The following is a 20,897-nucleotide window of genomic DNA, read 5'->3' as shown; positions in this document are numbered from 1 at the left end:
ATTAAAGAAAATGGCTATTATAAACCGAAGAAATGAGTACCAAAAATCAAAATTAACAACTAATCAAAAAAATCTTTTATCTTTGAATTATTAACTAAATACTCTCTTAGCAAAAGTCCAATTTAGTTTGAAGACGTACATCTAAAAAGTAATACTTTTTTCATTTTTTATAGTTTGATAATTAGTTTATAGAATCACAAATTTAACAAAAATTTAAAGCTACACACTTTTTTTTTAATAATTAACATTTGCAAATAAAATCTAAAGTTTATTATTTATCTTTGCAACACTTTAAAATTGCTATTAAAACTAATTAGTTAAGATGATACAAAACGAGGATTTTCAAGATGAATTAGGAAACGATCATATTGCAACGAGTGCTCAAACTCCAATGCGCAATGACGCCTTTGCTATTTCCGATGAAGAAAAAATTGAATTGATTAAAAAAGATGTTGAAAATATTTTAAACACACTAGGTTTAGATTTAACAGACGACAGTTTAAAAGGAACACCTAATCGTGTAGCCAAAATGTTTGTAAAAGAAATCTTTGGCGGTTTAAATCCAAACAAAAAACCAAGTTCTTCTACATTTGACAATAAATATAAGTATGGTGAAATGTTAGTTGAAAAAAACATTGTGGTTTATTCAACTTGTGAACATCATTTATTACCTATTGTAGGTCGCGCTCATGTGGCTTATATTTCTAATGGTACCGTTGTAGGTTTATCTAAAATGAACCGAATTGTTGATTACTATGCTAAAAGACCTCAGGTTCAAGAGCGTTTGAATATTCAAATAGTTCAAGAGCTTCAAAAAGTACTAGGAACTGAAGACGTAGCGTGCGTGATTGATGCGAAACACTTATGCGTAAATTCTAGAGGTATCCGCGATATTGAAAGTAGTACAGTTACGGCTGAATTTGGCGGAAAATTTAAAGAAGATAAAGTTCGTAGAGAGTTTTTAGACTACATCAAATTAGATACGCAGTTTTAATTTAGAATTTTGATATCAGAATTTTGAAATAAATCATCACAAATATTGAGCAATCACAAAAATGGAATTATATAAAAATCAAACGTTAAAAATATACAACACGCTTTCAGGCGAGAAAGAGACCTTTACTCCTATTCATGAAGGAAATATTGGGATGTATGTTTGCGGCCCTACGGTTTACAGCAATGTGCACTTAGGAAACGTTCGTACGTTTATGAGTTTTGATGTGATTTTTAGATATTTATTACATTTAGATTATAAAGTTAGATACGTTAGAAACATTACCGATGCCGGTCATTTAACCGATGATGGTGATGTGGATAACGACCGTTTTGTAAAACAATCGCGCTTAGAAAAATTAGAACCTATGGAAATCGTTCAGAAATATACGGTGGATTTTCACAAGGTTTTGGATACGTTTAATTTTCTTCCGCCTACGATTGAACCAACTGCAACGGGACATATTTTAGAGCAAATTGAGTTAACTCAAAAATTAATTGATACTGGATTTGCTTATGAAAGCAATGGTTCGGTTTATTTTGACGTGTTTGCTTACAACCAAAAAGGGATGAATTACGGTGAATTGAGTAACCGTAACATCGAAGAACTTTTTGCTAACACTAGAGATTTAGACGGACAAAACGAAAAGAAAAATCCGCAAGATTTTGCGCTTTGGAAAAATGCTTCTCCAGCACATATTATGCGTTGGAACTCGCCTTGGGGTGAAGGTTTCCCGGGTTGGCATTTAGAGTGTACAGCGATGAGCACGAAATACTTGGGCGAAACTTTTGATATTCACGGTGGTGGAATGGATTTGAAATTCCCGCATCATGAGTGTGAAGTGGCACAAGGAAAAGCATGTAACGGTCATTCGCCAGTGAATTTTTGGATGCATACCAATATGTTAAGCATGAACGGTTTGCGCATGAGTAAATCGACAGCAAATTATATTCTTCCGATGGAATTGGTTACGGGTGAAAATACTTTTTTTGAAAAACCTTTCGCACCAAATATTGTTCGTTTTTGTTTCTTACAAGCGCATTATAGAAGTGTTTTAGATATTTCAAACGATGCGATGTTAGCTAGCGAAAAAGGATATTCTCGTTTAATGGAATCATACAAATTAATTCCAATGTTGAAAGCTGGCAATAGTTCTACTTTAGACATTGCAAGTTGGAAACAAAGTTGTTATGATGCGATGAACGACGATTTTAACACTCCAATTTTAATTGCACAATTGTTTGAAGGTGCGCGTTACATCAATTTGGTAAACGACGGAAAAGAAACGTTAACTGCTGAAGATATTCAACTTTTAGAAAATACGATTTCAAGTTTCTTGTTTGATGTATTAGGAATTAGTAACGAAGCATCCGGAAATTCAAATACAACTGAAAAATTAAGCGGTGTAGTTGAAATGTTAATTGGAATGCGAAACGAAGCCAGAGCAAACAAAAATTTTGCTTTATCGGATCAGATTCGCGACCAATTATTAGCTTTAGGCATTCAATTAAAAGACGGAAAAGAAGGAACTAGTTTTACCTTTTAAATATTAATTATCGTTGTCATTCTGAACTCGATTCAGAATCTCTTTTATCTTCAGATTTTTTTAGAAGCTGAAACGAGTTCAGCTTGACAGAGATAGCAGTTCGTTTTAATCAATAATTATGTGTAGCCAACACCAATCTAAATATCCAAAAACACTAAAACAATGGTTTGTTTATCCGTTTGTTTTATTGGTTCGATTTTATCAGGTTGGGATTTCACCTTTTACACCGGCTACTTGTCGTTTTGAACCTACTTGTTCTACTTATACGATTCAAGCTTTGCAAAAACATGGTTTATTTAAAGGTAGCTGGTTAGCTTTAAAACGTATTTTCAGTTGCCATCCTTGGGGAAGAAGTGGTTATGACCCTGTTCCTTGATTTTTTTACACAGAGTTACACCGAGTTTTTTTGATTTTGATTGTGTTGAGCGGAGCTGCACAGAGCGTTTCACTTTACTAATTTTTAAAATTATTTAAATTTCTTAAATCTGTGTTCCTAAAATTGAATTTTGAACTTGAACTTGTTCTTGTACTTGAAAATTTCTTATCGGAATTTTAACAAGTTTCCCAATAATAATATTTATTTTTACGCTTTAATCAGAAACAAAAATTATGATTCACGCACTCAATATGGTTTGGAATCCTTCGGAAGGGATTGATTTAGGATTTTTCATGTTACGTTTTTATAGTCTTTCTTGGGTATTGGCTTTTGGATTAGGCTGGTACGTAATGAAACCTATTTTCATAAGAGAAAACGAATCGGTAGAATCTTTAGATAAGTTATTTGTTTACACTTTGGTAGCCACTATGTTGGGAGCTCGATTGGGACACGTAATTTTTTATCAACCAGAATTATTTCACCAAGACCCGTTGAGTATTTTATTACCAATTAGCACTAAACCTACACTACATTTCACTGGTTTTGCTGGATTAGCAAGTCATGGTGCAGCAATTTCTATTATTCTAACCATGTTTTACATCCAAAGAAGAGTAATCAAACGTTCGTTTTTATGGATTTTAGACCGAATTGTAATTCCGGTTTCTTTAGGTGCTATTTTTATTCGTTTAGGTAATTTCTTCAACTCAGAAATCGTTGGAACTGAAACTAGTTCAGCATTCGGAATTAAATTTTTAAGAGATAAATATAGTACTAACGATGCTATGCAAATTACACAGATTGGAGACAAAAACGAAGCTTACAATACTATTGCTACAAATCCTCAATTTGCAGAATATTTAGCTGCTGTTACACCAAAACATCCAGCACAATTATACGAGGCTATCTGTTATGTTTTTGTTTTCGCTATTCTAATGTTTTTATATTGGAAAACCGAAGCAAGAAATAAAGCGGGTTACTTATTTGGATTGTTCTTAATTCTACTTTGGTCGATTCGCTTTGTGGTGGAATTTGTTAAGGAAAGTCAAGGTGGATTTGAGCAATATCCAATCTTTAATGCGCTTTCAACAGGTCAATGGTTGAGTATTCCGTTTATATTTATTGGATTTTACTTTGTTTGGAAAGCAAAAGAAGTTAAAGAAGCCTAATGAAATTACATATACAAAAAGGCGGTTAGAAATTCTAACCGCCTTTTTTATTTTTGTTTTTCAACTACAATTCCAACACCGAGAACATTCGGCAAATAAGGTCCTGAAAATTTACTTTTAACAGCTACTTTATATTTTCCTTTTTCTAAATTTTGAAAGGTTTTTATGGTTTGAAATACATCGCAAACATCTCCTGAACAATCGCCTAAATCCTTTCCAGAATCATCAATTAGTTTCATTGTAATAGGAAGCATTTCCGTTTTACCATCAGGAGCTGTAATTTCGACTTCTAAAGGCACTTCTTTAAACTGAAAACCTATTACATGACCGAAATGTAGTTTCAAGTCACAGATACCTTCCGATTGCGTATTTTCGAATTCAAACACTCTAACATCAGATGCATCCCAACGATTATTATCAAAACTGGAATCAAAATCGTCATAGACTTTGTTCTTATTACACGATAAAAACACAAACAATAACGCAATCAAAACAAATTTAGATTTCATAGTTTTCAAATTTAGAAATATAAATATAAAAAAAGTCCTGACATAAATCAGGACTTTCTTATATATCGAAACTAATTAATTAGTCTTCTTTTTTAAACTCAGCCATTTTACGACCTTCTTTTTCACCAATTGCATCAGCCATTGCAGGAGTTGCAACGAATAAAGATGAATACGTTCCTACTAAGATACCTACTAAGATAGCAAATACGAAACCTCTGATCGTTTCACCTCCAAAGATGAAGATAGCCACTAATACTACTAAAGTTGTAGCAGAAGTATTGATTGTTCTACTTAATGTGGTATTTAATGCTTTATTTACTAATCCTTTGAAATCTGGTGATGAGTTGTAATCTAAGTACTCACGAACTCTATCAAATACAATTACCGTATCATTCAACGAGTATCCAATTACCGTTAGGATAGCTGCAATGAACGCTTGGTCAATTTCCATGTTAAACGGTAAGAATGAATATCCGAAAGAGAAAATTCCTAATACTATAATTACGTCATGCGCAACTGCTGCAACCGCACCAAATCCAAACTGCCATTTACGGAAACTAATCATTAAGTAAACAAACACAACAAATAATGATCCTAAAACCGCCCATAAAGAGTTTGTTTTAATATCTTTTGAAATAGTCCCTGTAACTTTTGCAGATGATAAAATACCTACTTTTTTACCTTCATAAAGGTTTGCAAACTTATCATACGTTAAATCAGCTGGTAAATATTTCTTTAAACCTTCGTATAATTTTTGGTTTACTTCTTTATCAATTCCTTCACCTTCTTCATCAACTTTATATTTCGTAGTAATTTTTAACTGATCGTTTCCACCGTATACTTTTGCTTCAGCACTTCCAAAAACAGCTACTAAATCAGCAGTAACTTCTGGAGCAGAAACAGCTTTATCAAAACGAACTTGGTACGTTCTACCTCCTACGAAATCTACACCTTGATTCAAACCTTTTTTAGTTAATGAGAAAATACTCAATACAACTAAAATAGCAGAAACTACATAAGAAATTTTCTTTTTACCTAAGAAATCGATGTTTAAGTTTTTAAACCAATTTTTAGTTAATGAAGTTGAATAAGCTAATTTTTCATTTCTACTTAAACTCCAATCTAAGAACATTCTAGTTACAAAAACCGCAGTAATAACAGATGTGAAGATACCAATCAATAATGTTGTAGCAAAACCTTGAATTGGCCCTGTACCAAATACTAATAAAATAATAGCAGTAATAGCAGTAGTTACGTTAGCATCAACAATTGAAGACATTGCTCCTTTCCATGTGAAGGCATAATCAGTAGCTTCTTGTACCGATTTACCATTATCTAATTCTTCTTTTGCTCTTTCAAAAATGATTACGTTAGCATCTACCGCCATACCAATCGTTAATACGATACCCGCGATACCCGGCAATGTTAATACAGCACCAAAACTTGCTAATGTTCCAAAAATGAATAAGATATTTACTAATAACGCCAAGTTAGCATAGAATCCTGTTTTACCATAGTAAACTACCATCCATAATAATACTAATGCGAAACCAATAACGAATGACAACATACCATTATCGATAGCTTCTTGTCCTAATGATGGACCTACCACTTCTGACTGAACAATTTCTGCAGCAGCTGGTAATTTACCTGCTCTTAAGATATTTGCTAAGTCTTTTGTTTCTTCAATTGTGAAGTTCCCAGAAATTTCTGATTGACCTCCTGTGATTGCTCCTTTACTTACACCAGGTGCAGAGTAAACGATATTATCTAATACAATGGCAATTGCATTTCCTTGTTGCGAAACTGCCCCTGTAATTTGCTCCCATTTTCTTGCACCATTTCCATTCATTTGCATAGAAACAGCTGGCTTACCTAATTGATCAAAAGTATCTCTTGCATCAACAATTACACCACCACTTAAAGGAGCTACATTATCTCTTGTTCCTTTTAACAAATATAATTCTGTTTGATCTGGCGTTTTTTCGTTTGTCTTACCCCATGCAATTTTCACATTGGCAAGATTAGCAGGAATTAAAGCCTTAATATCATCTCTTTTGAAATAAGAGTTGATTTTAGCAGTATCTTTTGTATTAAAAACACCAACAAATGGAGAACCTTGCATACCTGGAGCAACCATTTTACCTAAGAAAGGACTATTTAATGCTGCAGTAGAATCTGCTTTGTCTGTTAATAATGAATCAATTCCAGAAGTTTTTACAGGTGCTGCTTTAACAGCTACTTCTGTTTTCTTTAATGCCTCTTCAACAGCCATTAAATATTGTCCAACTTCTTCAATTTTATAAGTTTCCCAAAACTCTAATTGAGCCGTACTTTGTAATAATTTTTTAATACGATCTACGTCTTTAGCACCTGGTAATTCTACCAAGATTCTTCCAGAATTTCCTAATAATTGAATGTTAGGTTGAGTAACTCCAAATTTATCAATACGCTCTCTTAATACTTTGAAAGCACTTTCTACTGATTCTTGAACTTTTTGTTTGATGATTGGCTCAACTTGTTTGTTAGTCATATCAAACTTAATAACTTCATCAAGGTTTCTGTTTCCAAAAACATCAGCCGCAGCTAATTTCACATTTGCAGCATTAGCAGCTTCAAAGAAAGCATCGATATAATCTTGATTTCCTTGTTGGTTTGCTTTTGCATCAGCAAGTGCTTTGTTAAAAGCTGGATTCTTAGAATCATTAGCCAATCCTTTTAAAACATCTTTAACCGAAATTTGAAGAATAACGTTTAATCCTCCTTCTAAGTCAAGACCTTTATTGATTTGTTGTTCTCTAACTTTGTTGTAAGTAAATCCAAAAATAGGATATACTTCTTCTTTACCGATAGAATCTAAATAACGTAATTCTTTAGCTGTATCCCCTTTTGCAAAAGCTTTTGCGTCAGAAACTACACTATTCGCTACGAAAGTAAAAGAAAGCTGGTAAACACATACCAAAGCAAAGATAATTGCGAAAAATTTAATAAGTCCTCTATTCTGCATTATTCTAAAATTTATTTATTCTATTTTATAAAAACGGACAAATATATAATTTACAATAGGATTTAGCAATTTTATTTTCGATTAAAGCAACCTTTTTACCTAAGTTTCACCACAAAAACACATTATTCCTTAAAAATGAAACACTTGCAACTTAAAAAAGTATTTCACAAAACAGAAAATATTGTTGAAAACTCCAATCTTTAGAAACAAAGACCATTTAAAAATAATATTTAAAAAATGATTATAACAAAAAAAAACTGCCAATTTCTTGACAGTTTTTCAATTTTATTTTGATGTGAAATTACAATACTGATTTCAAATCGGCATTCATGTTACGAACTGCATCTGCACTCTTAGCAAACAATGCTTTTTCAGCATCATTCAATTGCACATCAACGATTTTCTCAATACCGTTTTTACCAATAATACATGGAACTCCCATACAAATATCTTCTTGTCCATACTCACCTTCTAAGAAAACTGAACATGGAATCATACGTTTTTGATCGTTTAAAATACTATCTACTAAATATGCTACAGAAGCTCCTGGCGCATACCAAGCAGAAGTCCCTAATAAACCTGTTAAAGTAGCACCACCCACCATAGTATCAGCAGCTACTTTATCTAACTCAGCTTGAGATAAGAAATTAGAAACTGGTACACCATTGTATGATGCTAAACGCGTTAATGGAATCATAGTAGTATCACCGTGACCTCCAATTACCATACCTTGAACATCGTTAGCTGGTTTATCTAATGCTTTTGATAAGAAATATTTGAAACGAGAACTATCTAAAGCTCCACCCATTCCAATTACTCTATGCTTAGGCAATCCAGTAGCTTTTAATGTTAAATAAGTCATTGTATCCATTGGATTTGACACCACTACAATAATTGCGTTTGGAGAATGAGTTAATACGTTATCAGCAACCGATTTAACAATTCCTGCGTTGATTCCGATTAATTCTTCACGAGTCATTCCAGGTTTTCTTGGAATACCTGATGTAATAACCACTACATCACTTCCAGCTGTTTTAGAATAATCGCCAGTTGTACCACTTAATTGTGTGTTAAAAACTGTTGTTGTAGCACACTGCATAATATCCATCGCTTTACCTTCTGCAAAACCTTCTTTGATGTCTACTAATACTACTTCGCTTGCGATTCCTCTGTACGAAATAACATCTGCACATGTTGCACCTACGTTACCCGCACCTACTATTGTTACTTTCATTTTGTTGTGTATATTAAATATTTATATAAAATTGAAATTCAACATTTTTTCATTTACAAATTTACCAAAAAGTATTGATTTACGCATCAATTTTTGCGTAAGCAGCATTTTTCTCGATAAATTCTCTACGTGGCGGAACCTCATCTCCCATTAACATAGAAAACACTCTATCTGCTTCAGTTAAACTATCAATAGTTACTTGGCGAAGCGTTCTATATTCAGGATTCAAAGTTGTTTCCCATAATTGCTCTGCGTTCATCTCTCCAAGACCTTTATAACGTTGAATTGCAGCACTTCCTCCCATTCTTTCATTAGCTAAATCACGTTGATCATCGTTCCAAGCATATTCTTTTTTGTTTCCTTTTTTAACCAAGTATAAAGGTGGTGTTGCAATATACACGTGACCACCTTCAATTAATTCTTTCATAAATCTGAAGAAGAATGTTAGAATTAATGTTGAAATGTGAGAACCATCGACATCGGCATCACACATGATTACTACTTTGTGGTAACGCAACTTAGAAAGATTTAAAGCTTTACTATCTTCTTCGGTACCAATGGTAACTCCTAAAGCGGTGAAAATATTACGAATCTCTTCGTTTTCAAAAACTTTGTGATGCATTGCTTTTTCAACATTTAAAATCTTACCACGTAATGGCAAAATCGCTTGAAAAGCTCTGTCACGACCTTGTTTTGCAGTTCCACCTGCCGAATCTCCCTCGACAAGGAAAATTTCACATTTTGCTGGATCTTGTTCTGAACAATCTGATAATTTTCCAGGTAATCCACCACCACCCATTACGGTTTTACGTTGTACCATTTCACGTGCTTTTTTGGCAGCGTGACGTGCTTGAGCAGCTAAAATTACTTTTTGAACAATGATTTTTGCATCATTTGGATTTTCTTCCAAATAATTTTCAAGCATTTCAGCCACCGCTTGTGAAACAGGAGAAACTACTTCTCTATTTCCAAGTTTCGTTTTCGTTTGACCTTCAAATTGAGGTTCCGCAACTTTTACCGAAATAATTGCTGTTAGACCTTCACGGAAGTCATCTCCAGAAATTTCAAATTTTAATTTATCTAACAATCCAGAAGCATCTGCATATTTTTTCAACGTACGCGTTAATCCCATACGGAAACCTTGCAAGTGCGTTCCTCCTTCGTGAGTGTTGATATTATTTACATAAGAAAATATATTTTCTGAATAACTTTCATTGTAAATTAAAGCAACCTCAACAGGAATTTCACCTTTTTCATTTTCCATCGAAATTACATGACCAATGATTGGCACACGATTTCCATCTAAAAACTTAACAAATTCTTTTAAACCTTCTCTCGAATGGAAAGTTTCTGTTCTTGGTTGTCCTTTATCATCAATATCACGTTTATCGGTTAAAGTGATAGTAATTCCTTTATTTAAGAAAGAAAGCTCACGTAAACGAGACGCTAATGTATCGTAAGAATACTCTAAAGTCTGCGTAAAAATAGTTCCATCAGGTTTAAAAGTAACGATTGTTCCTCTCTTATCTGTAGTTCCAATTTGCTTCACTGGGTAAAGCGCTTTTCCTCTTTCGTATTCTTGTTCGTAAACTTTACCTTCTCTATGAACCGTAGCTCTTAAGTGATCAGAAAGCGCGTTAACACACGATACCCCAACTCCGTGAAGACCTCCAGAAACCTTGTAAGAATCTTTGTCGAACTTACCTCCTGCTCCAATTTTAGTCATTACAACCTCAAGTGCCGAAACGCCTTCTTTTTTATGTAAATCAACTGGAATTCCACGTCCGTTATCTTCAACAGAAATAGAATTATCTTCATTAATGGCTACATAAATAGTGTCACAATGTCCTGCTAAAGCCTCATCAATTGAGTTATCTACAACTTCATAAACTAAATGGTGTAATCCACGAACTCCAGTATCTCCAATATACATGGAAGGACGCATTCTTACGTGCTCCATTCCCTCTAATGCCTGAATACTGTCTGCCGAATAACTACCTTTTTTATTTTCTTCACTCATAATATTTGTGCTAAATAAAGTATTTTTAATATGAACAAATATAGGTAATTAGATAAAAAGAAGAAACAAAAACGAACTTAACACAAAGGCAAGTTATCAACAATTGTTAATTTTTGACAAAAGTGGCTTAAATCAAATAAAAACCACCTTAAATTTAATTTTTCATGATTTTTTAATTCCCTCAAAACAGAAGAAATAAAAAAAACCTCTTTAAAACGCAATTAAAGAGGCTTTTCAAAACAACAAACCTAATAAAAAATACTAAACCACTTCTTTTTCTACCGCAATTGACACATCTGCTTTTACGTGAGCTGCATTTGCTCTTCCGCTTGGATCTTGGTTTTCTTGCCATTTTGGAATCCATTTGCGAACCGTTTGTGCAGCACTTTCTTGCGGAAAATGCTTTTGAAATATCCTTCTGTAATAAAACGCCTCTTTTGTAACTGGCGTGTTATAAGGAAAGAACAGTTTTGCTTTTTCAAATTCTTCATCCGTTACCTGACTTGAACAATACTCGATTAAAGCATCAATCCAGTTGTAACCTACTCCATCAGAAAACTGTTCTTTCTGACGCCATAAAATCTCTTCGGGTAAAAAGGGTTTTTCGGGTGTATCGAATGCTTTTCGTAAAATATATTTTTCAATTCCGTCATACGTTTTTGGCATTTTCTCTTCAGGTTGAATCTTGATTGCTAAATCCAAAAATGCTTTATCCAAAAACGGAACTCTTGCTTCTAATCCGTGTGCCATAGTTGATTTATCCGCACGAAGTAAATCGGCAGTAAATAACTTTTGAACGCGTTCGATGGTTTCTTTTTGGAAATCTAACACGGATGGCGCATTTCGGAAATACAAATAACCTCCGAAAATCTCATCCGCACCTTCGCCTGACAACACCATTTTGATTCCTTTTTCTGTAATTGCTTTCGACAAGAAATACATTGGCGTACTGGCACGAATTGACGTAACATCATACGTTTCCAAATGCCAAATCAATTTATCCAAAATCTCTATTCCTTGTTCGACTGTGAAATGAATTTCGTGATGTGTAGTTCCAATAAAATCAGCCACTTTTTTAGCAGCCACTAAATCGGGAGCCGAAGCATCTAATCCGATAGAAAACGAATGCAATTCTTGTCCGCTACCTTCTAACAATCTTGACGTGATGGATGCGATTAAAGAAGAATCTAATCCACCAGAAAGTAAAACTCCAAAAGGCACATCACACATTAAGCGTTTTTCTACCGCTTGTGTCAAACTTGATTGTAAAGCTTGTAAATCTAGTTTTTCAACTGCTTTTTCGTGCGCTTCCCATTCTGGTTTGTAATATTTTACGAAACCTGTTTTTTCGGTGTAATAATGCCCAGGAGGAAAGGTCGAGAATGACTTACATTGGTCGGTAATCGCTTTCATTTCGGAAGCAAAAAACATGCGTCCTCTTTCATCCATTCCGTAATACAAAGGTTTTACTCCAAGTGGGTCGCGAGCAACGATATAATCATCGCCATCGATAACTACTAGAGCGAAAATTCCATCTAACATATCGCAGAAATCGTAACCAAACTCTTCATACAAATGCACTATAACTTCTGAATCTGATGTAGTTCTAAACGTGTGATGTTTTAAAGTCGTTTCTCTTAATCTTTTGTGATTGTATATTTCGCCATTATGCACCATCCAAGCCGAAACAGTTCCTTGAATGGGTTGTTTTCCTGTGTGTAAATCGACAATTGACAAACGCTCGTGCGCCAAAATATGTCCTTTCTCGGTTACATGAATATCACTTTCATCTGGACCACGATGACTCATTCTTTTTGACAATTGCTGCACTAATGCCTCTTCTTTTCCTTTTCCTATAATGGCTAATATTCCGCACATAACTTTTTAGTTTAAATATTTAAGAGTTAATAAGTTTAAGTGATATTTTAGATTCACTTAATTTGATGAAGCAAAATTGAATATTTAAGTTTAAATAATAAATCTTAAAATTAATTTTAGTTATAATTTAAAACTAAATAACGATTTTTTAATTAAATCAGAAACTTTAAAAGTGGTTTTGAGTTTGTTTTGGTTACAAATCATAAAAAAACCACTCGAGTGAGTGGCTTCTGTATTATTGAATTGTTTTTATTTGAAATCGATTGGTGTTTATTGCAATGACATCTCCGACACTTTTTCCCAGTAGCTGACTTCCTAATGGCGATTGTGGTGAAACGGCAATAATCGTTTTATTTTCGAGTTGGATTTTTGGTAAAGCGGCGCTGATATAAAATAGCATTTCATTGGTTTGAACTAAACTTCCCAGAGCAACTTTGGTGTGAATTGCACCCGCATCAATTTTATCAATGCTATTTTTTTGACCGATGATTTCTGCTAATTTTTGATTGAGTTTTTCTTGCTCTAAATGCATCATAGACAAAGCGGTTTCGTGCTTATCACCAGCCGAACCTTTCGCATCATTTTGTGCATCTTGAGCCAAATCAGAAATCATAAAACGCAATTCGTTTATTTTTTCTGATAACAGGTTTTGATAATGGGATTTTATTTTTTGTTTGAATGTCATGGTGAAAGATTAACCACAGAGGGCACAAAGAAGGCACTAAAGATGCGAGGATTATTGTTTTTCTACTATTTTTTCCAACTTAATTAACTTACTTTCATTATTTACAAAAGTAATTGTATCTGAAATATAATTTTCTTTGCAAAAAACAACAGTCATTTCTTTGTCACCAAAAGCAAATCCTGATATTTCATGAAATTCAAAATATCCTTGGTCATCAGAAAATCCTAAAGCATCAAACTTATTAATTTCTTTAATCAGAACATTAGAAATTGGTTTTTTAGATTCAGAATCAACAATCATTCCATCAATAGCTTGAAAGCCATCACAAGAAACCAAAAGAAAAACTGATGGAATAAAAACTTTAATATTTATTTTCATTTTTCATAATGTATGAGAAAATTTAACCCCAATGGGCACTTAGAATACGCTAAGGGACTTATGGATTATTGTTTTTCAATGATTTTAATTTCATCAAACCTGCCAACAAGAAAATCAATTTCATTAGAATCAAGATTATCAAGTATTTTAGTCAAAACAAAATACTTATTCTTTATTCTTTTTTCCATCCAAATAGATTCATAACAATTTACATTATCTCCTTCACAACATTTTTTTTTAAATATTTTTCTTTTTGAATCAAAATCAATTTCACAACTAACTAAGCCTTCATATTCAGCAATAGATTTATCAAATAAAAAAACACTAAAACAATCTTTTTGTTTTTCACTATTAAAATAACATAAATCATAATGATAACTTTTATCATCATTAAAAAATTTAGTCACTTCATATTCTCTATTACTTTTAAATTGAAATGAAATGCTATCATCATTAAAAGTATATTTATTAAAACCACACCCCATCAACAGAAAAATGGAAAGAAAAAAAAATAATCTCCTAAAATACTTTTTCATTTTATACTAATTGTAAGATATATTTTAACTTCGATGAATCTTTGATTTCAGTTTAACAAACGTTATTGGAAAAACTAATAAAACTACTTACTCAACTTCAAAATTCGTTGTTCAAAATTGAATATTCAACATTTTTAACTTGGAACTATGAATATTGAATATTGAAGTTTTAAAAATCAAACTTATAATTCGCTCCTAACAACACCTGAATTCCTTGTACTGGGAAATTTGCCCAGCGATTGTATTGTTGATTAGCTAAGTTATTTCCTTTTAAGAAAGCGGTTAATCGTTTGTTATATTTATACCCCACATGTGCATTTAAATCAAAAAAACTATCTAGTGTAATTTCTTTAGTATCAAAAATCGGAGGAAAAACAGCTGCTATAGATTGTATCGAAACTAAATCTTTTCTTTCTCCTACGAAGAAAATAGAAGCGCCAGCATACCATTTTTCGGTAATATCAATATCTAAAGTAGAGGTAATTTTCAATTGTGGTAAATTCCATGCTTCAGCTGCATTTTCTGTTGAGAAATTATTGTAAGTTCCATTTATTCCAAAAGTTACTTTTTTAGAAAAATCGGCTTTTAATTCACCGAAAATACTTAGTGTGTTTAAATCGTCATACACTACTCCGAATGAATTTCCGTAAGCATAACCGTTAGTATTCGTTCCTGTTCCATCAAAACCATTACTTACAAATAACGCTCGATCTCCTTGATTTTTATTAGATACTCTAACATTGAACGCAACCGAACTCGCTAATTTTCCTTTCATCCCAACATACAAATCGTATTTATTATCGGTTGGTGCAATTGACATTGTTGGCGACACGAACGGGTTTTGATCTACGAAATCTGCATACGAATTTTGCTCTAAATCTCCTTCTGCTCCAGCATAAGCTACTAAAATATCACCTACTAATTTGTATGACGCTTTAATATTTGGATAAACAAAGATTTTTCCATCGCTTTCTCCGTTGATTTTTGCAGTTGCATAATATACTCCAGCTCCAATTTGAACCGATAAATCATCTTGCTGATATAAAATACTTGGTTTTGTTCCTGCAATGATTGTACTATATTTTAACTCCGAATCAACATCGTACATTCTGTCAAAACTTCCACCTACATAATCCACTACGAAATCTGCTTTTACTTTTTGATTCATTACGTCGAAATCGAAATTTGGCTTGATGAAAAAACGATTTTCGCCCGAATCCAATCCATCAGAAAAACGTTTGAATTGCATGCTAGCATCATTGAAAATTCCGTCTTTGAAACTCATTTTTCCGCCAAGTGCAATCGTATTGTATGTTTGTTTGGAGTCGATTCCTGCAATTGTAGTGTCATCAAAAACAATAGATTCTGTAGGTAAACCGTACCAATTGTAAATTTGGTTTTTTATGCCTAAATCTACATTCCAACTCATGTCGCGTTCACGAACTCCGTATGTAACATCTAAACTGGTGTTGTAGAATTTATCATCTAAAACCAAATCTTTAATTCCGCCTTGAGAAGACAAATGGCGTAACATTCCGCCTACATAATTACTTCGGCTTAAGTTTTGCGTAATGAACAATTCCGCATTGATAGTTGGATAATTTCCAAAACCTAAAGTAGCGTAATTGTTGTATAGTTTTTCTTTTTCGGTTTTATCCACTCCTGCAGCTTTTCCTTTTGCTGGCGTAAATGTTGATGCTACAGGAAATGAGAAGATGTTATACTGAATAGGTTCCTTTTTTTGCTCTTCTTCATCTTCTAAAACAGGTGTTTCTTTCACTTTGAAAGCGTCTGAAATAGTAGGTGTGTAGGGTTTTACAATGTTTACCACTTCCGAACCAATGTTTTCATCTTTTACTTGAGCAAATGAAAATTGAATTCCGAATACGACTAAAACTATGGCGATTATATTTAATTTCTTCATGTTCTATATTTTTAAATGAGATGCTAGATACTGAAACGAGTTCAGTAAGACAATTATCAAATTTTATTAGTTTGTGATTGATGAATTACGTTTTGCTTCTTCTCCTTTGATGAAATCCAGTTCTTTTTGCGCTTCTTCGATTACATCTGTATATTCTTTGAAGTTTTCAATTACACTTTCTAAAATGTATGTTGCTTGGAAACTATCTTTTAATCCGTAGAAGTTTTTCGCCATAACGATTAAACTTTTTGCTCCAAAATATTTATATCCTGAATAATCTTTAGCGATTTTTTGTACCACAACATTTGATGGTTCAAACTTACCTTCTTTGTTTTTGAAATACGCATCATAATACAAAGCTTCCGCAGCTAATTCTCCTTTTGCGATTTTTTGCAATTTAGCATAAGCTTCTTTCGCTTTAGCTTCATCATTCGTTTTGATTGCTGAACGCGCTACGATAATTTGAGCATCACTTTTAATTCTGTCGTCGATTTTGTCATTTTTCAACACTTTATCGGCATACACAACTGCATTAGTGAAATCTTGTTTTTCATAATACGATTTCATTAAATTAGATTGCGCATACGTTATATTTTGTGGAAAATCAGCTTCGGTTTCTAAACGTTTTAAAACTGGAATAGCACTGTCATAATTTTTAGCTTTCAAGTGTACTTGGCACAAACGCGCTAAAGCTTGCTCTGTAAATTCATTTCTTGGTTTAGCCACAACAAATTCATAATGTTTAACTGAATTTGCTTCTAAATTATCAGCAAAATACAATTGCGCTAAATAGAAATTCGCTTTCAACGCATGCAATCCATTTGGAAATTTGCTTACATAACTTGAAAATCCTGAAATCGCTTGTTTGGTGTTGTTTTGTAAGTATTGTTTTTCGGCAGATTCGTACGTATCATTATCTAAATCAGCATCTGAAACTTCTACAAATGATAAGGTTTTTACCCAAGCTGCATATTCATCTACTTGACCTTTATCTACATAAATCAAACGCGCTGTTGAAACGGCTTCGATAGATTCAGGTGAATTTGGATATTCCGCTACTACTTTTTTGAACTTCGTTAAAGCTAAATCTTCTTTATTCGAATTATAGTAAATCAAACCTTGTTTTAAAATCGCTTTTGCTACATACGAACTCGATTTGTATCCGTTGATTAATCTATCGTAAGTTGTAATTCCTTTATCGTTTTGGTTTTGATTCACGTAAGTATTTCCTAATTCATACAAAGCATCATCTGCATATTGCGAATTTGGAAACGTTTTGGAAAACTTCTCTAAATCTTCAATTTTACGATCTGGTTTGCTAACAAATCCATAGCTGATTCCTTTTTGGAAAGCTGCGTAATCAGCATCAACACTTTTCATATCAATCGCTTTGTTGTACGCATCCATAGCTGGCCAATATTTTGCTGCCATGAAATTACAATCACCTAATCTCAAATATGCATCGGTTAAACGAACCCTGTCATCTTTTGAAGATTTGGTATAAGCATCGAAATATTGAATCGCATTTTCATATTCTTTCAACTTGAAATACGAATATGCTAAGTTGTAATTTGCATTCTTGAATTCAGGTGTATTTGAAGCCTCAGCCGAATTTAAAAACTGTTTGAAACTCAATTTTGCTTCTTCAAATTGGTCTAAATTGTATTCGGTTTCGGCTTTCCAAAAAGTAGCTCTTGCTGTAAATTTAGCATCTTTATTTTCGGCTAACGATTTTTTAAATAAGGCATAAGCACCTTTGTAATCGCCATCGGTGTACAATTCTAAACCTCTGTAAAACGTTACTTTTTGATACGCTAATTTGTTTTCTGGAGATTTATTTTTCTCTAATAATGATAAAGCTTCTTTATAATTTTTTGAAGTGATATACGAACTAATCAACAACGTATTAATTTCAGATTTATATGGTGTATTAGGATATTTTGCCAAATAAGCATTCATGACTTCTGGAACCGATTTATATGGATTTCCTATTTCGTAACTTAATTTCGCATAATTCAAATACGCATCTTCTTGAATTTTTAGATCAAATTCCATTTCAGAAGCCGTTTTGAAAGCGTTTAAGGCTTGTTGCTTTTTATCGGTTTTTAAATAACTTTCTGCTAAATGATAATAGGCATTTTGAGCTACCGCATCATTTCCATCAATGATTTTATTAAATTGCGAAATTGCGTTTTCGTAATCCTTTTGTTGGTAATACGTGTAACCTAATTGATAAAAATCAGTGTTATTCCATTTTCCTTTTTTACCATTATATGCTAATAAATACGGAAGCGCTTTGTCGTATTGTTTTAGGTTAAAATAACTTTCTCCTATGATTTTCGACAATTCACTTTTCTCTTCTCCTTTCGATTTTGGCATTTGTTCTAAACCTAAATCGATGGCTTTTTGAAAATTTCCAAGCTTGAAATTCATATCCGCTTGAAAATAGCCCATTTTTTCTTTGTATTTGTCTTGGTCAGAAACTTGTTCGAAATATTGATTTGCGCTTTTGTAATCATCGGTTTCATAAGACATGTAACCAAGATAATATTTCGCCTGACTTCCAAAAGTCTTCGAATTCACTACTTGATTGAAGTATTTTGTAGCTTCTTTTGTGTTTTTAGCCGTGAAATACGCATACCCTTTCTGGAAATTATACTTTTCTCTTTCGGCTTGCGACATATTATTCGAATCCGCTTTGTCGAACCATTCTAATGATTTTGGATAATTTCCTTGATCAAAATAATAGTGAGCAACTTCAATATACGCTTGATTTGTTTTCGTACTCGTTGGATAATCTTCCACAAAACTTTCTACCAAAACGTCTGCTCCCATTTGGTCCAAGCGAATCGCACAATTGGCAATATAGTAAGCACAATCCGATTCTACTTCCACATTATCGGTTTTCGATTTTACTTTATCGAAAAGAATTTGGGCTGCTTGATATTGCTTGTCTTTGTACAATTCTACCGCGCGATTAAACTCCGTTAATTCGTGCGTGTAAACAGAAGATTGTTGGGCTAAAAGTGTTCCAGAAAAAAACACCATTAAAAAAGAAAGTTTTAAATACTTTATCATGTGATTCGTTATTTATAAGTTCCAAATATAAGGCTAATTGTAAGTATTAACGAAGCTTCTTAACATATTATTGTACAATTTTTGAACATAGTTTTTAACCAAATACAATAATTTTTATCGAAATTGATTTAAAATTTTGAATCAGAAGTTTAAGTTATTACTTTTACATTTTAAAATCCAATTTATATATGTCGCAATCAGTTCTATCCTTAAAAAATGTAACGATTTATCAAGATAAAAATCCAGTTTTAACCGATGTAAATATCGATGTAAAACACGGCGAGTTTATTTACTTAATTGGCAGAACAGGTTCAGGAAAAAGTAGTTTTTTAAAAACGCTTTATGCTGATTTGGCTTTGACAGATGGCGAAGGAAGCATTGTGGATTATGATTTAACAACTTTAAAAGAAAGTGACATCCCTTATTTGAGAAGAAAGTTAGGAGTCGTTTTCCAAGACTTTAAATTACTTTCTGACAGAAGCGTAAAAGAAAATCTTTTATTTGTTTTGAAAGCAACAGGCTGGTCAGAACAAGAAGAAATGGAGGTTAAAATTGAAGAAGTTCTAGATAAAGTAGGCATGAAAGGTTTTGCTTTCAAAATGCCACACCAACTTTCAGGTGGAGAACAACAACGTGTAGGAATTGCTAGAGCTTTATTAAACGACCCAGAAATCATTTTAGCAGACGAACCAACAGGAAACCTTGACCCACAAACCAGTGTTGAAGTTATGGAAGTACTTAGAAAAATCAACGCAAACGGAAAAACCATTTTAATGGCGACTCACGATTATGCTTTAGTTTTAAAATATCCTTCAAAAACCTTGAAATTTGAAGGAGGAAAAATGTTTGAAGTAGTTCAAAGAACGGTGTAATGTTATCAATTTTAATTCCCACATATAACTACCATGTTTATCCATTAGTTACGGAATTAAAAAGTCAGGCGGATGCATTAGGTATTGCTTATGAAATCTTAGTTCAGGATGATGGCAGTTCTTTATATTTAGAAGAAAACAGAAAAATAAACGATTTAGCAAATTGTTCTTTCCATGAAAATAAAGAAAATTTAGGTAGAAGTAAAACTAGAAATTCATTAAGTAATCAATCAAAATATAATTGGTTATTATTTCTTGATTCAGATACTTTTCCGAAAAATTCTGATTTTATTCAAAATTACATTCAAAATATTTCATCAAATACGGGAATTATTTATGGAGGTATTGAATATCAGAACGAAAAACCAGAAAAAAATAGAATTCTTCGCTGGGTTTATGGAAAAGAAAGAGAAGCTTTATCTGTAAACAATAGAAATAAAAATAAATATCTTTCATTTTTGACTCTTAATTTTTTAATCAATAAAAATGTTTTCAAAAGTGTAAAATTTAATGAAAATATACCAAATCTTAGACATGAAGACACCTTGTTTTCATATGATTTATTTAAAAATAATATACCAATAGAACATTTAAAAAATGTTGTAATACATAATGGGCTAGATGAAAATATAGTTTTTTTAAAAAAATCTAAAGAATCGATTGAAGGTTTACTTTTCTTACTAAACAATAATTT

At 32.7% G+C, this 20,897-nt stretch carries 16 protein-coding genes; 6 read left to right on the top strand and 10 right to left on the bottom strand.

The annotated features are described in order from the left end of the window. Positions 1-322 precede the first annotated feature (322 nt). From folE to lgt, 4 genes are all read left to right on the top strand, one after another. Positions 323-994: a GTP cyclohydrolase I FolE gene (folE, locus tag ACE3PD_RS01750; RefSeq protein WP_194094538.1), complete on the top strand. Its 672-nt coding sequence runs from the start codon at positions 323-325 to the stop codon at positions 992-994. Between the two features lie 61 nt (positions 995-1,055). After that, positions 1,056-2,540: a cysteine--tRNA ligase gene (cysS, locus tag ACE3PD_RS01745; RefSeq protein ID WP_374398950.1), complete on the top strand. Its 1,485-nt coding sequence runs from the start codon at positions 1,056-1,058 to the stop codon at positions 2,538-2,540. A gap of 118 nt (positions 2,541-2,658) precedes the next feature. After that, positions 2,659-2,916, top strand: a complete 258-nt coding sequence (gene yidD / locus ACE3PD_RS01740; RefSeq protein WP_374398948.1) for a membrane protein insertion efficiency factor YidD — start codon at positions 2,659-2,661, stop codon at positions 2,914-2,916. Between the two features lie 233 nt (positions 2,917-3,149). Beyond that, entirely contained in the window at positions 3,150-4,082 is a 933-nt protein-coding gene (lgt, locus tag ACE3PD_RS01735; RefSeq protein ID WP_374398946.1) for a prolipoprotein diacylglyceryl transferase, read from the top strand. Between the two features lie 47 nt (positions 4,083-4,129). Here the strand turns inward: lgt and ACE3PD_RS01730 are convergent, their stop codons facing one another. From ACE3PD_RS01730 to ACE3PD_RS01685, 10 genes are all read right to left on the bottom strand, one after another. After that, on the bottom strand, positions 4,130-4,591 hold the full coding sequence (locus ACE3PD_RS01730; protein ID WP_374398944.1) for a hypothetical protein: 462 nt from the start codon (positions 4,589-4,591) through the stop codon (positions 4,130-4,132). A gap of 79 nt (positions 4,592-4,670) precedes the next feature. Beyond that, complete coding sequence (gene secDF, locus ACE3PD_RS01725) at positions 4,671-7,598, bottom strand: protein translocase subunit SecDF (RefSeq protein ID WP_374398942.1); 2,928 nt, start codon at positions 7,596-7,598, stop codon at positions 4,671-4,673. 301 nt (positions 7,599-7,899) lie between these two features. Then, on the bottom strand, positions 7,900-8,832 hold the full coding sequence (mdh, locus tag ACE3PD_RS01720) for a malate dehydrogenase (protein WP_264368459.1): 933 nt from the start codon (positions 8,830-8,832) through the stop codon (positions 7,900-7,902). A 79-nt stretch (positions 8,833-8,911) separates the two neighbouring features. Further along, complete coding sequence (gene gyrB, locus ACE3PD_RS01715) at positions 8,912-10,852, bottom strand: DNA topoisomerase (ATP-hydrolyzing) subunit B (RefSeq protein ID WP_374398940.1); 1,941 nt, start codon at positions 10,850-10,852, stop codon at positions 8,912-8,914. A gap of 261 nt (positions 10,853-11,113) precedes the next feature. Next, positions 11,114-12,730, bottom strand: coding sequence for an asparagine synthase B (asnB, locus tag ACE3PD_RS01710; protein ID WP_374398938.1), 1,617 nt, complete (start codon positions 12,728-12,730; stop codon positions 11,114-11,116). Positions 12,731-12,965: 235 nt separating this feature from the next. After that, on the bottom strand, positions 12,966-13,415 hold the full coding sequence (locus ACE3PD_RS01705) for a hypothetical protein (protein ID WP_374398936.1): 450 nt from the start codon (positions 13,413-13,415) through the stop codon (positions 12,966-12,968). 51 nt (positions 13,416-13,466) lie between these two features. Beyond that, positions 13,467-13,793, bottom strand: a complete 327-nt coding sequence (locus ACE3PD_RS01700) for a hypothetical protein (protein WP_374398934.1) — start codon at positions 13,791-13,793, stop codon at positions 13,467-13,469. Positions 13,794-13,858: 65 nt separating this feature from the next. Further along, positions 13,859-14,329 carry a hypothetical protein gene (locus ACE3PD_RS01695; protein ID WP_374398932.1) on the bottom strand — a complete coding sequence of 157 codons (471 nt, stop codon included), beginning with the start codon at positions 14,327-14,329 and terminating at the stop codon, positions 13,859-13,861. A 169-nt stretch (positions 14,330-14,498) separates the two neighbouring features. Next, entirely contained in the window at positions 14,499-16,253 is a 1,755-nt protein-coding gene (locus ACE3PD_RS01690; RefSeq protein WP_374398930.1) for a TonB-dependent receptor, read from the bottom strand. 66 nt (positions 16,254-16,319) lie between these two features. Beyond that, positions 16,320-19,331: a tetratricopeptide repeat protein gene (locus tag ACE3PD_RS01685; RefSeq protein WP_374398928.1), complete on the bottom strand. Its 3,012-nt coding sequence runs from the start codon at positions 19,329-19,331 to the stop codon at positions 16,320-16,322. 188 nt (positions 19,332-19,519) lie between these two features. On the opposite strand from ACE3PD_RS01685, the gene ACE3PD_RS01680 reads away from it, so the two are divergent. Further along, entirely contained in the window at positions 19,520-20,203 is a 684-nt protein-coding gene (locus ACE3PD_RS01680; RefSeq protein ID WP_374398926.1) for a cell division ATP-binding protein FtsE, read from the top strand. Continuing rightward, positions 20,203-20,897 (top strand): glycosyltransferase family 2 protein (locus ACE3PD_RS01675; RefSeq protein WP_374398924.1); only part of this gene is annotated, 695 nt, incomplete at its 3' end. The genes ACE3PD_RS01680 and ACE3PD_RS01675, both read left to right, overlap by 1 nt.

It is taken from the genome of Flavobacterium sp., from assembly GCF_041911335.1.
GTDB lineage: Bacteria > Bacteroidota > Bacteroidia > Flavobacteriales > Flavobacteriaceae > Flavobacterium.
This window is presented reverse-complemented; position numbering and strand designations above follow the sequence as displayed.

What these genes read in the sequence shown, in the direction of transcription:
- cysS (WP_374398950.1), top strand. Translation starts at nt 1,056, where the DNA reads ATGGAATTATATAAAAATCAAACGTTAAAAATATACAACACGCTTTCA.
- folE (WP_194094538.1), top strand. Translation starts at nt 323, where the DNA reads ATGATACAAAACGAGGATTTTCAAGATGAATTAGGAAACGATCATATT.
- ACE3PD_RS01700 (WP_374398934.1), bottom strand. Translation starts at nt 13,793, where the DNA reads ATGAAAATAAATATTAAAGTTTTTATTCCATCAGTTTTTCTTTTGGTT.
- asnB (WP_374398938.1), bottom strand. Translation starts at nt 12,730, where the DNA reads ATGTGCGGAATATTAGCCATTATAGGAAAAGGAAAAGAAGAGGCATTA.
- ACE3PD_RS01690 (WP_374398930.1), bottom strand. Translation starts at nt 16,253, where the DNA reads ATGAAGAAATTAAATATAATCGCCATAGTTTTAGTCGTATTCGGAATT.
- ACE3PD_RS01685 (WP_374398928.1), bottom strand. Translation starts at nt 19,331, where the DNA reads ATGATAAAGTATTTAAAACTTTCTTTTTTAATGGTGTTTTTTTCTGGA.
- ACE3PD_RS01730 (WP_374398944.1), bottom strand. Translation starts at nt 4,591, where the DNA reads ATGAAATCTAAATTTGTTTTGATTGCGTTATTGTTTGTGTTTTTATCG.
- lgt (WP_374398946.1), top strand. Translation starts at nt 3,150, where the DNA reads ATGATTCACGCACTCAATATGGTTTGGAATCCTTCGGAAGGGATTGAT.
- ACE3PD_RS01705 (WP_374398936.1), bottom strand. Translation starts at nt 13,415, where the DNA reads ATGACATTCAAACAAAAAATAAAATCCCATTATCAAAACCTGTTATCA.
- mdh (WP_264368459.1), bottom strand. Translation starts at nt 8,832, where the DNA reads ATGAAAGTAACAATAGTAGGTGCGGGTAACGTAGGTGCAACATGTGCA.
- ACE3PD_RS01680 (WP_374398926.1), top strand. Translation starts at nt 19,520, where the DNA reads ATGTCGCAATCAGTTCTATCCTTAAAAAATGTAACGATTTATCAAGAT.
- gyrB (WP_374398940.1), bottom strand. Translation starts at nt 10,852, where the DNA reads ATGAGTGAAGAAAATAAAAAAGGTAGTTATTCGGCAGACAGTATTCAG.
- yidD (WP_374398948.1), top strand. Translation starts at nt 2,659, where the DNA reads ATGTGTAGCCAACACCAATCTAAATATCCAAAAACACTAAAACAATGG.
- secDF (WP_374398942.1), bottom strand. Translation starts at nt 7,598, where the DNA reads ATGCAGAATAGAGGACTTATTAAATTTTTCGCAATTATCTTTGCTTTG.
- ACE3PD_RS01695 (WP_374398932.1), bottom strand. Translation starts at nt 14,329, where the DNA reads ATGAAAAAGTATTTTAGGAGATTATTTTTTTTTCTTTCCATTTTTCTG.